The 18,298-nt window shown below is 44.5% G+C and carries 17 protein-coding genes; 13 read left to right on the top strand and 4 right to left on the bottom strand.

Annotation, left to right across the window (positions count from 1 at the left end; all coding sequences use genetic code 11):
• Nucleotides 1-22 precede the first annotated feature (22 nt).
• The gene (gene pdxH / locus Q4561_RS03850; protein ID WP_303457717.1) at nt 23-661 is read left to right on the top strand and encodes a pyridoxamine 5'-phosphate oxidase; all 639 of its coding nucleotides are present in this window, start codon (nt 23-25) and stop codon (nt 659-661) included.
• Between the two features lie 25 nt (nt 662-686).
• Nucleotides 687-1,490, top strand: coding sequence for a TatD family hydrolase (locus Q4561_RS03845; protein WP_303457716.1), 804 nt, complete (start codon nt 687-689; stop codon nt 1,488-1,490).
• Between the two features lie 87 nt (nt 1,491-1,577).
• Here Q4561_RS03845 and Q4561_RS03840 read toward each other — a convergent pair whose 3' ends face one another.
• On the bottom strand, nt 1,578-2,195 hold the full coding sequence (locus Q4561_RS03840) for a hypothetical protein (protein WP_303457715.1): 618 nt from the start codon (nt 2,193-2,195) through the stop codon (nt 1,578-1,580).
• A 126-nt stretch (nt 2,196-2,321) separates the two neighbouring features.
• On the opposite strand from Q4561_RS03840, the gene serB reads away from it, so the two are divergent.
• A complete protein-coding gene (gene serB / locus Q4561_RS03835; RefSeq protein ID WP_303458117.1) occupies nt 2,322-3,317 on the top strand; it encodes a phosphoserine phosphatase SerB in 996 nt (331 codons plus the stop codon).
• A gap of 239 nt (nt 3,318-3,556) precedes the next feature.
• Here the strand turns inward: serB and Q4561_RS03830 are convergent, their stop codons facing one another.
• The gene (locus Q4561_RS03830) at nt 3,557-6,091 is read right to left on the bottom strand and encodes a PilZ domain-containing protein (RefSeq protein ID WP_303457714.1); all 2,535 of its coding nucleotides are present in this window, start codon (nt 6,089-6,091) and stop codon (nt 3,557-3,559) included.
• Nucleotides 6,092-6,294: 203 nt separating this feature from the next.
• On the opposite strand from Q4561_RS03830, the gene radA reads away from it, so the two are divergent.
• Nucleotides 6,295-7,662, top strand: a complete 1,368-nt coding sequence (gene radA, locus Q4561_RS03825) for a DNA repair protein RadA (protein WP_303457712.1) — start codon at nt 6,295-6,297, stop codon at nt 7,660-7,662.
• Here the strand turns inward: radA and Q4561_RS03820 are convergent.
• Entirely contained in the window at nt 7,629-8,051 is a 423-nt protein-coding gene (locus Q4561_RS03820; RefSeq protein ID WP_303457711.1) for a PilZ domain-containing protein, read from the bottom strand. The genes radA and Q4561_RS03820 overlap by 34 nt on opposite strands.
• A gap of 162 nt (nt 8,052-8,213) precedes the next feature.
• Nucleotides 8,214-9,881, bottom strand: a complete 1,668-nt coding sequence (gene ettA, locus Q4561_RS03815) for an energy-dependent translational throttle protein EttA (RefSeq protein WP_303457710.1) — start codon at nt 9,879-9,881, stop codon at nt 8,214-8,216.
• A 220-nt stretch (nt 9,882-10,101) separates the two neighbouring features.
• On the opposite strand from ettA, the gene lpxD reads away from it, so the two are divergent.
• From lpxD to thiL, 9 genes are all read left to right on the top strand, one after another.
• Nucleotides 10,102-11,121: a UDP-3-O-(3-hydroxymyristoyl)glucosamine N-acyltransferase gene (gene lpxD / locus Q4561_RS03810; protein ID WP_303458115.1), complete on the top strand. Its 1,020-nt coding sequence runs from the start codon at nt 10,102-10,104 to the stop codon at nt 11,119-11,121.
• A gap of 135 nt (nt 11,122-11,256) precedes the next feature.
• On the top strand, nt 11,257-12,513 hold the full coding sequence (glyA, locus tag Q4561_RS03805) for a serine hydroxymethyltransferase (RefSeq protein ID WP_303457709.1): 1,257 nt from the start codon (nt 11,257-11,259) through the stop codon (nt 12,511-12,513).
• A gap of 85 nt (nt 12,514-12,598) precedes the next feature.
• Nucleotides 12,599-13,048, top strand: a complete 450-nt coding sequence (nrdR, locus tag Q4561_RS03800; protein ID WP_303457707.1) for a transcriptional regulator NrdR — start codon at nt 12,599-12,601, stop codon at nt 13,046-13,048.
• A 101-nt stretch (nt 13,049-13,149) separates the two neighbouring features.
• Nucleotides 13,150-14,268 carry a bifunctional diaminohydroxyphosphoribosylaminopyrimidine deaminase/5-amino-6-(5-phosphoribosylamino)uracil reductase RibD gene (gene ribD, locus Q4561_RS03795; protein WP_303458114.1) on the top strand — a complete coding sequence of 373 codons (1,119 nt, stop codon included), beginning with the start codon at nt 13,150-13,152 and terminating at the stop codon, nt 14,266-14,268.
• A gap of 15 nt (nt 14,269-14,283) precedes the next feature.
• The gene (locus Q4561_RS03790) at nt 14,284-14,946 is read left to right on the top strand and encodes a riboflavin synthase (protein WP_211070623.1); all 663 of its coding nucleotides are present in this window, start codon (nt 14,284-14,286) and stop codon (nt 14,944-14,946) included.
• 22 nt (nt 14,947-14,968) lie between these two features.
• The gene (gene ribBA / locus Q4561_RS03785) at nt 14,969-16,069 is read left to right on the top strand and encodes a bifunctional 3,4-dihydroxy-2-butanone-4-phosphate synthase/GTP cyclohydrolase II (RefSeq protein ID WP_303457706.1); all 1,101 of its coding nucleotides are present in this window, start codon (nt 14,969-14,971) and stop codon (nt 16,067-16,069) included.
• A 302-nt stretch (nt 16,070-16,371) separates the two neighbouring features.
• A complete protein-coding gene (gene ribE / locus Q4561_RS03780) occupies nt 16,372-16,845 on the top strand; it encodes a 6,7-dimethyl-8-ribityllumazine synthase (protein ID WP_013783365.1) in 474 nt (157 codons plus the stop codon).
• Nucleotides 16,846-16,858: 13 nt separating this feature from the next.
• On the top strand, nt 16,859-17,281 hold the full coding sequence (gene nusB / locus Q4561_RS03775; RefSeq protein WP_303457705.1) for a transcription antitermination factor NusB: 423 nt from the start codon (nt 16,859-16,861) through the stop codon (nt 17,279-17,281).
• Nucleotides 17,282-17,327: 46 nt separating this feature from the next.
• Entirely contained in the window at nt 17,328-18,293 is a 966-nt protein-coding gene (thiL, locus tag Q4561_RS03770) for a thiamine-phosphate kinase (protein WP_303457704.1), read from the top strand.
• The last annotated feature ends 5 nt before the right edge of the window (nt 18,294-18,298 follow it).

Raw genomic sequence — 18,298 nt, 5'->3', positions numbered from 1 at the left:
ATAGAAAAGATTAGGGGGATAAATGGCAATTTCTGATATGCGCAGACAATACGCTAAAGGTAGTTTGCAGGATAGCGATTTAACCACTAACCCCTTTTCATTATTCGACCGCTGGCTTAACGATGCCATCAACGCTGAAATTCCAGACCCCACCGCTATGACAGTGGCTACGGTTGATGCAAGCGGTCAGCCGTCTCAACGTATCGTTTTATTAAAAGATGTAAGCGATGCTGGCTTTGTTTTCTTCACTAATCTTGGCAGCCGCAAAGCCCAAGAGCTTAGTCAAAATCCTAAAGTATCTTGCCATTTTCCTTGGTTTTTCATGGAGCGCCAAGTAAGAGTATGTGGTGTGGTAGAAAAACTTTCCTTCAAAGAGAATGCCACTTACTTTCTTTCTCGCCCCAAAGATAGCCAATTAGCGGCTTATGCGTCCAAGCAAAGTAAACCGATTAGTAGCCGAGCGTTGTTACAAACTCAATTTAGTCAGATGAAGCAAAAGTTTGCGAATAAAGCGTTGCCCGCTCCTGACTTCTGGGGCGGCTTTCGAATAGTGCCTCATCAAATTGAATTTTGGCAAGGCGGAGAAGACAGACTACACGATAGGTTTGAATACAATCGTGATGAAAATGGTAACTGGAACACCCAACGTTTAATGCCTTAAACGGTATTTAATCTGAAATTTGTTTATGATTGATAGCCACTGCCACTTAGACTTACCTGCTTTTGAACATGATTGGCAGTCTGTCATTAGCAGAGCTAAAAGCGCGGGCTTAACCCGTATACTTATTCCAGGTACACAAGTCTCTCAGTGGCCAAAGCAACAGTCTATCCAGTCTTTTGCTACACAAAACACACAAACTCTGCCCATTGATCTCGCCTTTGGTTTGCATCCCTATTTCTTATCTGTGGATGAAGCAGTCAATGAGGACGCGTTAAACGCATTAGATAAGCATTTAGTACAGCATATAAACGCCATTGTTGCATTAGGTGAAATTGGCTTAGATGGTCATATAGACATTCCTATGCCGGTACAGCAGCATATATTCGAAGCGCAATTACGCATAGCCAGTGATAACGATTTGCCGGTTATATTGCACCACCGAAAAAGTCATCACCTAATTTTTGAAAGCCTTAAAAATACGCAGTTTACTGGGGGCGGGGTTATACACGCATTTTCAGGCAGTGTTGAAGTGGCTAAAACTTATATAGATAAAGGGTTTCACATTGGGGTAGGCGGTACTATTACTTATGATAGGGCGCATAAAACCCGAGAGACCGTCGCGTATTTATTGAAACAACATCCAAACCGCCTGTTACTTGAGACTGATTCACCAGATATGCCCATGCAGGGAAGGCAAGGCAGTCGAAATAGCCCAGAATACCTTGGTGATGTGTTACGCGCCCTTTGCGAACTAGGTGAATACAATATTCAAAGGTTACAGGCGCTAACCACAGAAAATTACCTTATGCTTTTTCATCAAGACAACTAAAGTCGCTAGCTAAGTCTGACGGGAAAAAGTCAAGGATACAAAGGCCTAAGGCAAAGGCCAAATGCAAAGGTTAAATGAAAGAAAGGCTTAAGACTGAAACACCTTAGTAATCCATGGGCGGAACTTATAAAATCCACGGGTTATATATACGCCCACAATTAATGCTAGTACAACAACGGCAGTAATAATTAACCACAGTTGTTGGCGCAGGGTGAGTGGGCTAGAAAGTACCACATCAGTGTCGATGTGAACGTGTAAATAGCCGATAACCTTGCCTGCATCATCAATAATCTTTTCGACGTGAGTACTTGTGGGGGCGTTTCGTTCTCTAGCTAAACTCACCACGCTATCTACTTTCGGTAATGGGGCAATATACACACCTTGTGCATCGAACACACTTAACGAAATTACCGCGGGCTCATCTAAGGCAATTGCTATTAACCGTTCTAACTGAAGGGTGTCTTGTGCAATTAAGGCTGGCTGCAATATTTTTGAATATTGTTTACTTATGCTCGTACCTGGTTGGGCTGTTTGCACATCTACCCAATGTGTTTGGTACTGCTGATACATGAGGAAAAGCCCAACGGCCAGCGCGACCGCGGTAGCCATAATGATAGTATGGATGAGCCGCTTGAATGCAGTATAAGCTGAGTGTGAAGCGCTATGGTTATGAGTATTGCGCTCGCTTTCTAAGTGGTTCAGCATCTAGCCTTATTTTCCTTTATGTTTATTCGCTAACAGTAGGGTAATTTTCATTAATTTGAAAGAGCATATTTCCACATGTGTTATGTTTGGGTAGCATATGGCCAAGACTAACAAAGGTTTGAATTAATAGTGATCACGTTTTTAAAAGATTTACCGTCTCATGCATTGCATGATCCCTCTTTTCTCTTTGAGCAGCTTACCACAAAGCCAGCCATCGATAATGAAACTGGGCTTTCAAGGTTAACCTTAATTGGCCAAGCGTTAACCCCGTATATTGTTAGTCAGGTTGTTGCTGGTTTTAGCGATGAGTTCGAGGCTAAATCAATCCACCTTCACCCATTACACAATAAGTTTGGGGATGGCGTAGTGGTAGTGGTAGGGCGTTTACATGAAACCGATAGCAAAGATAACTCTCGGCTTGCTGCTCTGATAGCTAAGCTATCAGCTCAATATCACATAGACTTAGGTATTCAAAGTACGCAACCGTCGTTAAGTGAGCCTGGCTTGCTCGTTATGGATATGGACAGTACGTTAATAGCAATTGAATGCATAGATGAAATTGCAAAACTGGCTGGCGTAGGAGAACAGGTGGCTTCGGTAACCGAGAAAGCCATGCGAGGTGAGATTGCCTTTAATGAAAGCCTAAATCATAGGGTAGCTTGTTTAGACGGAGTACCAGAAAACCAGCTACAACAAATACGAGACAGTCTGCCTATTATGCCTGGCGTGCAGTTGCTTATATCTGTCCTGCAACAACACAACTGGAAGCTGGCCATTGCATCGGGTGGTTTTACCTATTTCGCTGATCACCTGAAAACCCGTTTAGGCCTTGATGAAGCCGTTTCAAATACCTTGGTTATTGAACAGGGGATTTTAACTGGCAAAGTTGATGGTGAAATTGTAAACGCAGAGGTTAAAGCGCGCACGGTAAAAGCGTTAGCGGCTCGCTGGGACATACCTAGCACGCAAACTGTTGCCATGGGGGATGGCGCGAATGATTTGGTTATGATGGCTGAGTCAGCGCTAGGGGTGGCATGCCATGGCAAACCGGTTGTAAACGAAAAAGCAGACGTAGCGATTAGATTAGGTAGCTTGCATTGCCTGCTATATTTTTTGGCCTAGCTAGTTTTCACCTAGCTGTTAGCCGACATTTAGGGCTGTCTGGGCCGTTTAGGAGCATTGCAGCGGGTGGATTCACATAGAGCCAAAGGCTTATCAGCAAGCAGAAGATTTTCAATGCGCTAAGGCTTCTTACTACCTAAGGCTTCTGGGGGGGAAGAGACTCTCAGTATGCTAAAGCGTATACAACACAAGCTGTGGGCTAACCCCACAGTTTGTGCTTATTCGCTAAATGGGAGTATTTAAAGCAGCGCTTGGATACCCGATTGAGGGGCTTCAACTTGTTTCGTTGTCGGGTCGTGGTTAGCGCTAATCGTCTCATCGTCGAACTCATATCTCATTAGTACTTCATCGGTTACATCAATTAAGTGTGAACACGCCGCTAAACTCCATAACTTATTTTCAAGCTCTTTAGCACGATGAATGGCGTATACGCTAACGTAATTTATCTCAGTTTGTAACATTGATAAATCTGGCTTGCCTGTGGTTGTGAGCATAATATGAATAGCAATGAACTGACCTCTGTTCAGTGCTTCTTTAATGAAAGTTTTTCGTTGCGCGTTATTCTCAAAACGGTGAGAGTAGCGAGGTATTATCGCCATGCGCGGATCTTTCTGCTTAGCATCAAATGAGATTAACAGTTCTTGCCGCAACGGCATGTTTTCTAATTTTACCTGCTTAATGCCGCTTTGCATGAAAGGGGTATCGAGCTTGCGATCTCTGAATAAAAACTCGAGGTTAACTTGGCGTTTTTCGGTTAAATACGTAACTAACCTTGAAACCCGCTCGTCTTGTTTTCCAATAATGCCCGCTTGCGGTGTATATCTCACTCCTTCTTTATTCATCAAAAAGGAAAGCGATGTTGCGTTACGGGCATTAATACAGCGTAGCGCTTGCCCCATGCCCGGCAGCTCTTCTTCACCAGAGTCTTCTTCTAAACTATGTTTGTTTTTCTTAATCAATTCTTCAAAGAAGGCTCTTGCACTTTTTCCTGCATCGCCTGTCATGGCTTTTAAGTGCAGTATGTTCTTTTCAGCATTGTGGTAAATGATGTCGTATTGCAAGTGCATTACGTCAAAGCTTTGGGTTATCTGTTGAAGGCGAGGAAATGACACTTCCACTTGTCCTTCTAACTCACCGTCATACTCTTTGCTTAACTCTATCCGCAGCCCTAAACCATGCACGGATATATCTTCACTCACCCCCGTATGTACGCTGTCGTCATGAGGTAATCTAAGCTCTATTTGAGAGCGCAAACGGTAGCGAGATTCTAAGCGTTGCTCTTCGTATTTGAAGCGGAATAAATCAATGTTTACCGTCTTTTGGTTTCTTGGATGGCCAAATACGCGAAGGTGAGCAAGGTGATCTCGGTTAAATTTAAAATCAGTATAGGCTTGCTGACCATAAATAGAGGTAACGTCAGTAACGTGTACTAAATACCTCAGGTTTTTTAGCTTCGACATTAAACGAGGCGAAGGAGGCGTGTTTTGACGTTTAATTTTTGTTCCCACAGAGTCAGGAATAGACAAAGGTGTATGCGCTTGTTCGGGGAGCATGTCAGTTAAGGTTAATTTAAATACTCGCCAACTGACTTTCTTGGAGCCAAAACCTAAGAAAATTTGTTTAAGCCCTTCTTTCTCTATAAGTTGCTCATAGGAAGCTGAGTAAAAAAAGACCTTGTCGTTTTGCAAATGAGTAAAGCTAAACACAAACATCTCACGGCGATGTGCTGGCATACCGTGCAACATGTTCAAACGCTTTTGTGAGAGCAGGAAACCTAAGCGACACTCATCTTCTTCATCCTGCCAATAACTTACGGTTTCGCGATTCACCTCGTTTACCATGGCAAAACGGGGCATAAGCTTATCTTCGACGGAATCTATGTATATAGGCAGCGTTGGGCTGCGTGGTGAAAAGTACTGCTCACATGTTTTACTGGTAATGGCTTCAATGGTGTTATTCATATTCACTTTATAACGGCGTTTATTGCCGTGAATAAAGCTTTCTAAAAACTTATCGAAAGTAGCGTCTGGGCGTTCAGTGGCACGCTGCAAGGCCAAATAAACAACGTCTTTTTTGCGAATTGTTTTAACTAAACGGTAAGCAATACCGTTCTTTTTATCCATGGTGAACTCACCTTCAAGCCCTCGGAAATACACCTGAAGCAGTTCATTTTGCTTAAATACGGTTTCTTTAGTGAGTTTTACTTGAAGGCCTTCTAGCGAAACATCCACACTTAAGCCTTTAATAGAGTGGTTGCTCTCATTGAAAAGCTCAACGGCAACGGCAAAGTTCATACGTTCAGTATTGCGTTGTCGATAGTCTAATAAGTTTACTGTTGGAACTTTGAATTGCTCTAAAATGGTAGAGCCTTTTTTAGGTGCTGCGGTATTGGCCGTGCTTTTGTCCCGAGCTTCTTCTTTCTCACGAATAATGCGAAAATTGTTTTCAGTATGCTGAACGGCTTCGTAAACACCGAAAGTATATCCGCCAAATATCCGAATCTGTTCTTCGAATTTATCTACGGCTACCTCATCCATGTAATGGGTTCTTCCATCATGAAGGTAGCTTTTGCATTTACCGTCAACTTGACCACGTAAATCTATTGAGCGCATACAGGGCTTGGCAAGGCGCTTCACTTCCATTTTTAATAGAAAGCGCTTTTCCTTAGGAATGTCACCAGCAATTTGCAAAAGAACCTTATTAAATTCAGGTTCATTTACCAGAGGTTTCAATTGCTCAATTATGTCAGCGTATGGCTGTAAATCCTGGCTCATGTATGCACAACTTATTTACTTTCTTTTATTATAGTCATTTTTATCGGCAATAAAGCTAAACCTATTAATAAACAGCGTTTTGTACACGCTTAATTTTTATCTACCAAAAGGGTAAGCTATCGCTAACTTAAGAAGGGCTAGCGTGCCTTAATACATTTTATAATGGTAGAATACTCTTTTTCACGCTGGGATAAAACTGGAATATGGCAAAACGAAAAACGGCTTATGTGTGCTCAGACTGTGGGGCTGAGTTTCCACGCTGGCAAGGACAGTGTTCAGAATGTAAAGCATGGAACACCATTAGTGAGTTTGTAGTAAGTAGCGCCAAAGCCAATTCAAAACCAACGTTGTCAGGGTACGCGGGGCAAACTACTGCCAAAATCGAAATGCTTAACGCTATCGATTTGGAATCGTTACCAAGGTTTAGTGCGGGTTTTAAAGAACTAGACCGAGTATTAGGTGGCGGTATTGTACCTGGAGCAGCTATGTTAATTGGCGGCTCTCCGGGGGCCGGTAAAAGTACTTTGTTACTTCAGGTAATGTGCCAAATGGCACAAACTGAAACCGCTTTATACGTGACGGGGGAAGAATCGCTTCAGCAAGTAGCGATGCGTGCCAAGCGCTTAAACTTACCTGATGATAAGCTAATGATGTTGGCTGAAACGAGCGTCGAAACTATCTGTGATTTAGCGCTAACAAAAAAACCAAAAATCATGGTTATCGACTCTATTCAAGTCATGCATGTGGCTGATGTGCAGTCAGCCCCAGGCAGTGTATCTCAAGTAAGGGAAAGTGCCGCTTATTTAACACGCTTTGCCAAACAACATCACATCTCAATGTTTCTTGTAGGACATGTAACCAAAGACGGTAACTTAGCCGGCCCGAAAGTGCTAGAACACTGTATTGACAGTTCAATGATGCTAGAAGGTGAGAGCGATGGCCGTTACCGTACGCTGCGTAGCCATAAAAACCGTTTCGGAGCCGTTAACGAGTTAGGTGTTTTTGCGATGACTGAAAAAGGGCTAAAAGAGGTGAACAATCCCTCGGCTATTTTCCTAAGTCGTGGTGAAAATGAAACCCCTGGATCAAGTGTCATGGTGATTTGGGAAGGCACTCGACCGCTATTGGTAGAAATTCAGGCGTTGGTGGACTACTCACAAATGTCTAACCCAAGGCGAATTGCTGTGGGGCTTGATCAAAACCGTTTATCGATGTTGTTAGCGGTATTGCATCGTCACGGTAATGTGCAAATGAATGACCAAGATGTATTTGTGAATGTGGTAGGTGGTGTGAAGGTGAGTGAAACCAGTGCAGATTTAGCGTTGCTGCTAGCGATGGTATCGAGCTTTCGAAATCGAGCTTTGCCTAAAGACCTAATTGTATTTGGTGAAGTAGGCTTAGCTGGAGAGATAAGGCCAGTTCCCAATGGTACTGAGCGCATTATTGAAGCCGCTAAACATGGCTTTAAACGCGCGATTGTACCCAAAGCCAATGCACCTAAACAGGCGATAAATGGAATGAAGGTTATTCCTGTGGCTCAACTTAGCGATGCGTTAGACGCATTAGAATAGACTGCTTCAATCAATGCGTTTAATTCCTTCTCGTTTAAGTCAGCGTCTTGGCTATTTAGCAGTATTAAGCGCCTGAGTGCGCTTATGCTGTCTACATCCATTTGAGAAACTTTACAGCCCAAAGAGACGGTGTCTTTTCTGCTGTCATTCTGACGATAAAGCTGTTCAATATGTAGCGTAATAACAGGGCTGTCTTGATTTGCTCTAAATGTGGCCGTGTAAGGCTCATGACTGTCGAAGGGTAATTCATTAAGGGCATCTTCTTGTGCGCTCAATTTTACCCCTTGGAGTGATACATCGTTAACGATAACCGCTATGCGCTTATCATGATGGGCAAGCGTACCTTTTACGTCCAATGGAATTCGGGTAAATAAGCGTTTGTCTGACATAACTTCCTCAAACTAAAAAATGTTGATTCATTCAGTATTAGCGATGTTGATACGCATGGCAACTCGCAAACGTGCCGTTGTGCTAGCCAATTCAATATGACATAAAAAACGGGCTCATAAGAGCCCGATTTACATTAAAAAACACAGTGCGTTTTTTAGAGGCTACTTGGTCATTCGTTTGTATTTAAGTCTGTGAGGCTCAACCGCATCTTGACCGAATTCAGCTTTAAGCCAGGTTTCGTAATCAGAGTAGTTACCCTCAAAGAAATTAATATTGCCCTCATCGCGATAATCCATGATATGGGTTGCCACTCTATCTAGGAACCATCTGTCATGGGAAATAACCATGGCGCAGCCCGGGAATTCAAGTAAGGCGTTTTCTAGTGCTCGTAAGGTTTCGACATCCAAGTCATTGGTTGGTTCATCGAGTAACAGCACGTTACCGCCAGCTTTTAGCAGCTTGGCCAAATGCACACGATTTCGCTCACCGCCCGATAAGTCTTTAATGAATTTTTGCTGATCGTTACCTTTAAAATTGAAACGGCTGCAATACGCGCGGCTGTTAATTTCGAAGTTACCAATACGAATAATATCTTGTTCTTCTGATATCTCTTTAAACACCGTAGTGTTTTCATTCATATGGTCGCGGAACTGCTCAACGCTGGCAATTTTTACCGATTCACCCAAGCTAATATCGCCTGAATCAGGTTGCTCTGCACCGGTAAGCATTCTAAATAGGGTAGATTTACCCGCGCCGTTTGGCCCTACAATACCTACAATTGCACCCTTAGGTACTTTGAATGACAAGTCATCAATTAATACACGTTCACCGTAAGACTTTTTAAGGTTCTCTACCTCAATAACCTTATCGCCTAAACGCTCACCTGGCGGAATAAAGAGTTCGTTCGTTTCATTACGCTTTTGGTAATCGCCAGTAGACATCTCTTCGAAACGGGCCATACGTGCTTTGCTTTTCGCGTGGCGACCTTTCGGGTTAGAACGTACCCATTCAAGTTCTTGTCTAATACTCTTCTGGCGTGCATTTTCGCTACGCTCTTCTTGCTGTAAACGCTGGTCTTTTTGTTCCAACCAAGAAGAATAGTTACCTTCCCATGGAATACCTTCACCACGGTCAAGTTCCAATATCCAGCCTGCAACGTTATCTAAGAAGTACCTATCATGGGTAATGGCCACAACGGTGCCTTCATAGTCGTGAAGGAATCGCTCTAACCAAGCAACCGATTCAGCATCTAAATGGTTGGTCGGTTCGTCAAGCAGTAGCATTTCTGGTTTTTCGAGTAACAGACGACACAAAGCAACACGGCGGCGCTCACCACCTGATAATTTACTAACGTCTGCATCCCATGCTGGAAGACGAAGGGCTTCAGCAGCACGGTTTAACGTATTCTCTAAATTGTGACCATCTTTAGATTGAATGATGGCTTCAAGTTCACCTTGTTCTTTTGCAAGGGCGTCGAAGTCGGCATCGGCTTCTGCGTAGGCTGCATATACTTCATCCAAGCGGGTGAGGGCGTGTTTTACGTCAGCTAATGCTTCTTCCACGTTCCCTCGAACATCTTTCGACTCGTCTAGTTGAGGCTCTTGAGGAAGGTAGCCAATTTTAAGTCCAGGTTGTGGACGTGCTTCACCTTCTATTTCAGTATCTAGCCCAGCCATAATTCGAAGCAGCGTAGATTTACCTGACCCGTTTAAACCCAATACGCCAATTTTGGCACCTGGAAAAAAGCTAAGTGAAATATTTTTAAGAATTTGACGGTTCGGTGGAACAATTTTCCCCACGCGATGCATACTGTAAACGTATTGAGCCATGCTGTGTCCTTGCCAGAAAATAAAGCATCATTGTACTCGTAACAGGATAGTCTGTGCCAGTGTGAAGCGCCATTGAACCTTGTGCTTGATGGTATTTTGTTCAAATAAGGTAAAAAGAAGTCGAAAAGTATGAATAATACGTCGGTCACCTTTTAGAATTAAGGTAAACTTCACTAGCATACGCTTTAACGATAAAACAGGTATCCACGGTATGACTGCAATGAATAAACGCCCCTACAGCCTATCAGAACTTGCCAGCCATGTAGGTGGCATCGTGGAGGGCGACGGCAGTGTCGTTATCTCTGCAGTAGGTACATTGGCAGGTGCTGCCAGCCATCAAATCTCGTTTCTTACTAATCCTAAATACAAGTCACAGCTGACCGATACCTCTGCCGGTGCGGTTATTCTTCACAGCAGCTTAAAAGACACGGCACCGTGCCCCGCGCTTGTGGTAGACAACCCTCACGCAGCATTCGCACGCATCGCACAGCTTTTCGACACCACGCCAGTCGTTGCAAGTGGTATTGCCGAAACCGCTGTGATTGCTTCTTCGGCTAATATCGGTAGCGATGTATCCTTAGGTCACAATGTCATCATTGAAGATAATGTGGTGATAGGCGAGAGGGTGACTATTGGTGCAAATACGGTTATCCGTAGAGGTACACAAATAGGGGAAGGTTGTGTTATTCACCCTAACGTTACTATTTACCACGATGTTGTTATAGGAAAACGCGTAGCGATACACAGCCAAACGGTTATTGGGGCGGCGGGTTTTGGCTACGCGAACGACAAAGGTGTGTGGATACCTATTCCTCAAACCGGTTCCGTTCAAATCGGTGATGACAGTCAAATTGGTGCAAGCAGTACTATAGACCGCGGCGCCATGGAAGACACGGTGCTAGGCAAAAATGTGATTATTGATAACCAAGTGCAGGTGGGGCATAACTGCATTATCGGCGACCATTCCTGTATCTGTGGTGCAACCGGTATTGCAGGCAGTTGTCACATTGGAAAGTACGTTGTTATCGGCGGTGGCGTTGGCGTAAACGGTCATATTTCCATTTGCGACAAAGTGCAGGTCACCGGTTATTCCATGATAGTGCAAGATATTACTGAGCCTGGGGTTTATTCTTCTGGTCAACCTGCCTCTACGAATAGAGAGTGGAAGAGAAATACCGTAAGACTGCAAAAAATTGGCAGTTTATACGATCGCGTGAAGGCGTTAGAAAAACAGGTCTGATCACGACACAGCGCAGGGAATTCGTTAAACCTGCGCCATTTCAATTAAATTGGTCATAAAGCGGTATACAAGCTACGCAAAATGACTAGAATATGCCACGAACAAGCCATCAATTAACGCCGTTAAGGAGCCCTCATGTTACCTCGCGAAATGAATATCGCTGACTTTGATCCAGAACTAGCCGATGCAATGGCTAAAGAGGTTGTCCGTCAGGAACAGCATATCGAACTTATCGCCTCTGAAAACTACTGTAGCCCACGGGTTATGGAAGCACAGGGCTCGCAGCTTACGAATAAGTACGCTGAAGGTTACCCAGGTAAGCGTTATTACGGCGGTTGTGAACACGTAGATGTGGTAGAGCAACTGGCTATTGACCGTGCAAAAGAGCTTTTCGGTGCAGATTACGCAAACGTTCAGCCCCACTCAGGTTCACAAGCAAACTCAGCTGTATTTATGGCTTTGCTTGACGCTGGAGACACTGTGCTAGGTATGAGCCTTTCTGAAGGTGGTCACCTTACTCATGGTTCTCACGTTAACTTTTCGGGGAAAACCTACAACGCAGTTCAGTATGGTTTAAACCACGAAACGGGCGAAATCGACTATGCACAAGTTGCAGCCTTAGCGGAAGAACATAAACCAAAAATGATTATTGGTGGTTTTTCAGCATACTCTGGTGTTGTTGATTGGGCAAAATTCCGTGAAATCGCTGATAGTGTTGGCGCTTTCTTGTTGGTTGATATGGCTCACGTGGCGGGTTTGATTGCAGCGGGTGTTTACCCTAATCCACTGCCTCACGCACACGTAGTGACTACAACCACACATAAAACCCTTGCGGGCCCACGAAGTGGACTAATTTTGTCTGCCTGTGGTGACGAAGCGATTTATAAAAAGCTTCAAAGCTCAGTATTCCCTGGTAACCAAGGTGGTCCTTTGTGTCACGTTATTGCAGCAAAAGCAGTAGCCTTCAAAGAAGCACTTCAGCCAGACTTTAAAGAGTACCAAACGCAGGTTGTTGCTAACGCAAAAGCCATGGTGGCAGTTATGCAAGAACGTGGATACAAAATTGTATCAAATGGTACAGAAAACCATTTGTTCTTGTTAGACCTTATCGATAAAGATATTACCGGTAAAGAGGCTGATGCAGCCCTTGGTTCTGCTAACATTACTGTTAATAAGAACTCGGTTCCTAACGATCCTCGCTCACCGTTTGTTACCAGCGGACTGCGTATCGGTAGCCCAGCTATTACTCGTCGTGGTTTTAAAGAAGAACAAGCGAAGCAAGTCTCAACGTGGATTTGTGATGTGCTAGATAACATGGGCGACGACAGCGTTATCGACCGTGTTAAGAGTGAAGTGGTTGCCCTTTGTGAACAGTTCCCTGTTTACGCGTAAGCTACCTCTATAAGAAATCGACTCCGCGCTAGCCTAGTACGAAATAGGTTGGTGCTGGAGTGAAAAAGTACGTTAAGGAAAGCTCATGTTTTGCCCCTTTTGTTCAGCACAAGAAACAAAAGTGATTGACTCTCGCCTAGTGGCAGAGGGGCATCAGGTGCGCAGGCGTCGTGAATGCGCAATGTGTCACGAGCGTTTTACTACCTTTGAAAGTGCAGAACTTGTGATGCCACGTGTTATAAAACGTGATGGTTCACGAGAGCCCTTCAATGAAGATAAGCTTCGTGCAGGCTTACAACGCGCACTAGAAAAACGCCCAGTAAGTACAGAAAAAGTTGAGCAGTGTATCTTATCGCTTAAATCACAGCTTCGGGCTACCGGCGAACGAGAGGTAGGAAGTGAACTGCTTGGCAACCTTATTATGAAAGCACTTAAAGAGCTGGATAAGGTCGCTTACGTGCGGTTTGCCTCTGTGTATCGTTCCTTCGAAGATATCCGAGAGTTTGGTGAGGAAATAGCCAAGCTAGGAGATTAACCACGGGATATGCAGTGTCAATTAATACTACCCATGCGCATGTAAATAGCGGCTCAAACACCGACGTAGGCAAAAGCCACAGTAGTAGTTCAACCAGTGAGTTGCCTAACAGGGCGGTTGAAATTGATTATTATTGGATGGCCAAAGCCATTCGACTGGCGCAAAAAGGCCAATATACTACTTCTCCTAATCCCCGTGTTGGCTGTGTCATTGTTGACAATCACAATGAATCTATTGGCCAAGGTGTACATATTCAAGCCGGTACGCCGCATGCTGAAATACACGCGCTTCGCGAAGCCGGGAAAAGTGCAAAAGGCGCCACAGCCTACGTAACGTTAGAGCCATGCAGCCATTATGGCCGAACCCCCCCCTGCGCAGAAGCACTGATAAAAGCACAAGTCTCGCGGGTGGTTATTGCCATGACCGATCCTAATCCCAACGTGAGTGGAAACGGTATCCGCATGCTACAAGACGCGGGTATTGAGGTGTCGTCCGATATCATGTCTGCGGAATCCGCGGCATTAAACCCCGGCTTTATTAAGCGCATGTTGACCGGTAAGCCTTATGTTCGAGTGAAATTAGGCATCAGTGTTGACGGCAAAATAGCACTTCAAAATGGCAACAGCCAATGGATAACTGGGCCAGAAGCCAGAAGAGATGTGCAGCATTATCGTGCGCAAAGCTGCGCAGTGTTAACCGGTTCAGGTACCGTCAAAGCCGATAATCCAAGCTTATTGGTTAGGCCGGGCGAAGCTAAATTTACCCATTACCCCTTAGAGACTATTCGCCAGCCAGTACGGGTGATTGTGAATAGTGCCGATGATCTTTCAAGGGACTATACGTGCATGAACGATGGTCATCCAACCTTCGTGGCATCTACCCAAAATAACGCCGATACTGATAGTCGCCAACACCTGCTTATTGATGCCTTAAACGACAAAGTGGATATTAGTAAACTCATGCTGCAGTTAGGCGCTATGCAATTTAATGAAGTATGGGTTGAAGCTGGGCCAGGTTTAGCGGGGGCATTGCTAATGGCCGGCGAAGTAGATGAACTCATCTGTTACCAAGCACCCAAGCTATTGGGAGACAAAGGGGTGAGTATGGTATCTTTACCCACTTTTACTGAATTGAATCAAGCTATTGAATTGTCGCTGATTGAAAGTCGACAAATAGGTAACGATATGAAGCTTCGTTACAGCCTCAACAGCCCTCAATAGCCTTATAGGAACATTATGTTTACTGGAATTATTCAAGCTTTAGGCAAGATTACTAAACTCGATAACCGTGGTAGTGACATACGGTTAACGGTTTCATCAACTACACTGGATATGGCCGATGTTGCCCTTGGTGACAGTATCGCTACCAACGGGGTATGCCTAACGGTTACCGATATGGGCAGCGATTATTACTGTGCGGACGTATCGGCTGAAACTATAAAATTAACTGGCTTTGCCCACTACGGTACAGGCTCTACGGTTAATCTTGAAAAGGCAATGCGACCCACCGACAGATTGGGCGGACACATTGTTTCAGGGCATGTGGACGGTGTGGGCGAGATTAGCAAAATTATAAAACACACCGATTATGTTGAATTTTGGGTAAAAGCACCTACATCTTTAGCCAAGTATATTGCGCATAAGGGCAGTATCACCGTTGATGGCGTAAGTTTAACCGTAAACGAAGTTAACGGTGCCGAGTTTATGCTATGGATAATTCCTCATACGTTAAAAGAAACGGTAATGGGAAATTACGAAGTGGGCACCGCAGTAAATTTAGAAGTAGATGTAATAGCACGTTACCTTGAACGCTTAATGATGGGTGATAAAGCAGCTTCACCTATATCGAAAGATATTGATATGGCGTTTTTGGCTGAGAACGGATTTTTGAGAAAGTAACCCTACAAGAAGTATAAAAACTATGGCATTTAACACCTCGAAAGAAATTATTGAAGACATTCGCCTGGGTAAAATGGTTATCTTGATGGATGATGAAGATCGCGAAAACGAAGGCGATCTTATTATGGCAGCAGAGCACGTAACGCCAGAAGCGATTAACTTTATGGTAACGCATGCCAGAGGTTTAGTTTGTCTACCTATGACCGAAGCACGCTGTAGACGCCTTAATCTACCGTTAATGGTGGATAAAAACGAAGCGCAATTCTCTACCAACTTTACCGTATCGATTGAAGCGGCCACTGGTGTAACTACCGGTATTTCAGCAGCAGATCGCGCGGTTACCATTAAAGCTGCCGTTGCTAAAGAAGCGAAGGCGACCGACATCGTACAGCCAGGACATATATTTCCGCTTATCGCCAAAGAAGGCGGTGTATTAAACCGTGCAGGGCATACCGAAGCGGGTGTCGACTTACCCCGTCTAGCAGGATTAGAGCCAGCTGGCGTTATCGTTGAAATTTTAAATGAAGACGGTTCAATGGCTCGCCGTCCGGAACTTGAGAAATTCGCCGAGAAACACGACCTTAAAATTGGCACCATTGCCGATTTAATCGAGTACAGAAACCTAAACGAAACCACTATTGAAAAAGTTGCTCAGTGCAACTTACCTACAGAGTATGGTGATTTCGAGCTTCATACGTTTAAAGACAGTATTGATAACCAGCTACACTTTGCGTTGAAAAAAGGTGAAGTGACCGCTGAAAACCCAACATTGGTTCGCGTGCATTTGCATAACACCTTTAGTGATTTGCTGGGCTCTACCCGTGGTATTCATCGCTCGCTCACCTTATCTGAAGGTATGCAAAAAATTGCTGACGAAGGCGGTGTTCTGGTATTGCTGGGTAAAGATGAGCAAATTGAGCAACAAGTTCGACGTTTTGCGGCAGAAGATAGAGGCGAGCGCCCAACGGGTGCTGATTGGCAGGGCTCATCACGCACTGTTGGTGTGGGCAGCCAAATATTAGCCTCTATTGGCGTTCAAAAAATGCGTCTGCTAAGCAAACCTATTAAGTATCATGCCTTATCAGGCTATGGCCTAGAAGTAGTTGAATACGTACACGATTAAGTAGTGGTAAATCAGAAGCTCTTGGTAAGGCTCTGTTAACGAAAAGTCATTACCACAAGCCAATGAAATTTACGTAAGTAATTTATAGGAAAGGTGGGGAAAGGGCGCAGTAAACCCTCCACCGCATGGATGCGGTGGCGGAGCGTACAGGGAAGTATTTACCGCGTGTTTACGGAGCCCTATCCCCACCTTGCCGTTTGTTATTCGGTCTAACGGACTTGTCAGCCAGTAACAAAAACAATCGATTTAGTTTGGGCGTAGTTGTGGTATACTTCGCGCCGTTTTTCTCGAGGAATGAAATCATGCAAGTAGTTGAAGGTAATATCAGAGCGACTGGTAAGAAGATTGCTATCGTTGTTGCACGCTTTAATAGCTTTGTTGTTGAGAGCTTATTGGAAGGCGCATTAGACACACTAGACCGTCACGGCGAAGTGAACGAAGACGATATCACAGTGGTTCGTGTTCCAGGTGCTTATGAGTTGCCTATTGTTGCTAAGAAACTTGCTGAGAAAAAATCTTTTGACGCCATTATTGCACTAGGTGCAGTAATTCGTGGCGGCACACCTCATTTTGACTTTGTTGCAGGCGAATGTAACAAAGGCCTAGCGCAAGTATCGCTAGAGTACGGTGTACCGGTATCTTTTGGTGTTATTACTACAGATTCTATTGAACAGGCTATCGAGCGTTCTGGAACCAAAGCAGGCAACAAAGGCGCTGAAGCAGCCCTTGGTGCGCTTGAAATGGTTAACGTTATCGATGCTGTTGAAAAGCTTTAAGGTATAAAATTAAGTGAAAGTTTCAGCTCGTCGTAAAGCCCGTGAACTTGCCCTACAAGGCATCTACTCATGGCAAATGAGTCATAACGATATTCAGCAAATCGAGCTGTCGCTTGCGACCAGTAACGATATGAAGAAAGTTGATATGGCTTATTTTCAGGCACTGCTTCGCGGTGTAGCGCACAGCGCTAGCCACTTAGATACGACTATTAAGCCGTATTTGGGCCGTTTGCCAGAAGAACTAGATGCTATAGAAAAGGCGATTTTGCGTATTGCGACGCTGGAGCTTACAGAGCGTAAGGATGTGCCTTATCGCGTAATCATCAATGAAGCGATTGAACTTGCGAAGTCTTTTGGGGCCGAAGAAAGTCATAAATTCATTAATGGTGCGCTTGATAAAGCGGTTCGCTCGTTGCGTAAAGACGAACGCGATTAACCTTGTCCAGTGGCAATGGATGTCACAAAGGGTTTAATAGACTAACGTGAAAGAATTTGATCTTATCGGCCGCTACTTCTCTGATGGCGGCCATACTCGTAAAGACGTGGTTATTGGTATTGGTGATGATTGTGCCGTAACTAACGTTCCTAATAACCAACAATTAGCCGTTACCACAGACACCTTGGTAGCAGGTGTACACTTTTTAGAAGATGCACCGGCGAAGTCAGTCGCATATAAAACTGTAGCCGTGAATTTAAGTGATTTAGCCGCCATGGGTGCTGAGCCCGCTTGGATTAGCTTATCGCTTTCGTTGCCCGCGGTACATGATGAATGGCTGAGCGAGTTCGTAGATGGTTTGTACGAGCTTACGCAGTACTATTCCGTACAGTTAATTGGTGGCGATACCGTTAAAGGCCCAATGGCGATGACCATTACGGCCCAAGGGTTTATTCCGCCGGGCTCTGAACTAACTCGCAGTAACGCAAACCCCGGTGATTGGGTTTACGTTACCGGTACATTAGGTGATGCTGGTGCGGGATTAGATATTCTACAGAATAAGCTAACAGTGGCTGGTGAAGCTCGAGAAGTACTGATTAATCGTCATTATTATCCTACACCTCGGGTTGCGGTGGGTACCGCCCTTCGTCGTATTGCCTCATCATGTATTGATGTATCTGATGGGTTAATTTCTGACTTAGGTCATATATTAAAAGCCTCTGGCTGCGGTGCGAATGTGCATGTAGATAAGCTGCCATTATCAAGAGCGTTAACCAGCGCAGTCGATAATGCGCAGGCTATTGAATATGCATTGTCGGCAGGGGACGATTACGAGCTTATCTTTACGGTAGGTGAAGAACAGCGAGGTAACTTTGAAACCTCACTGGGCAGTAGCAGTGTAAAAGCGACCTGTATTGGCCAACTTACTGGGCAGGTGGGTCAGTTGTCTTTGTTAAAAGATAACCAGCCGTTTACGCCATCCAATGAAAATGGTTACGAACATACTTTCTAGAAGCT

Source organism: Alteromonas sp. 1_MG-2023 (genome assembly GCF_030547075.1).
GTDB lineage: Bacteria > Pseudomonadota > Gammaproteobacteria > Enterobacterales > Alteromonadaceae > Alteromonas.
This window is presented reverse-complemented; position numbering and strand designations above follow the sequence as displayed.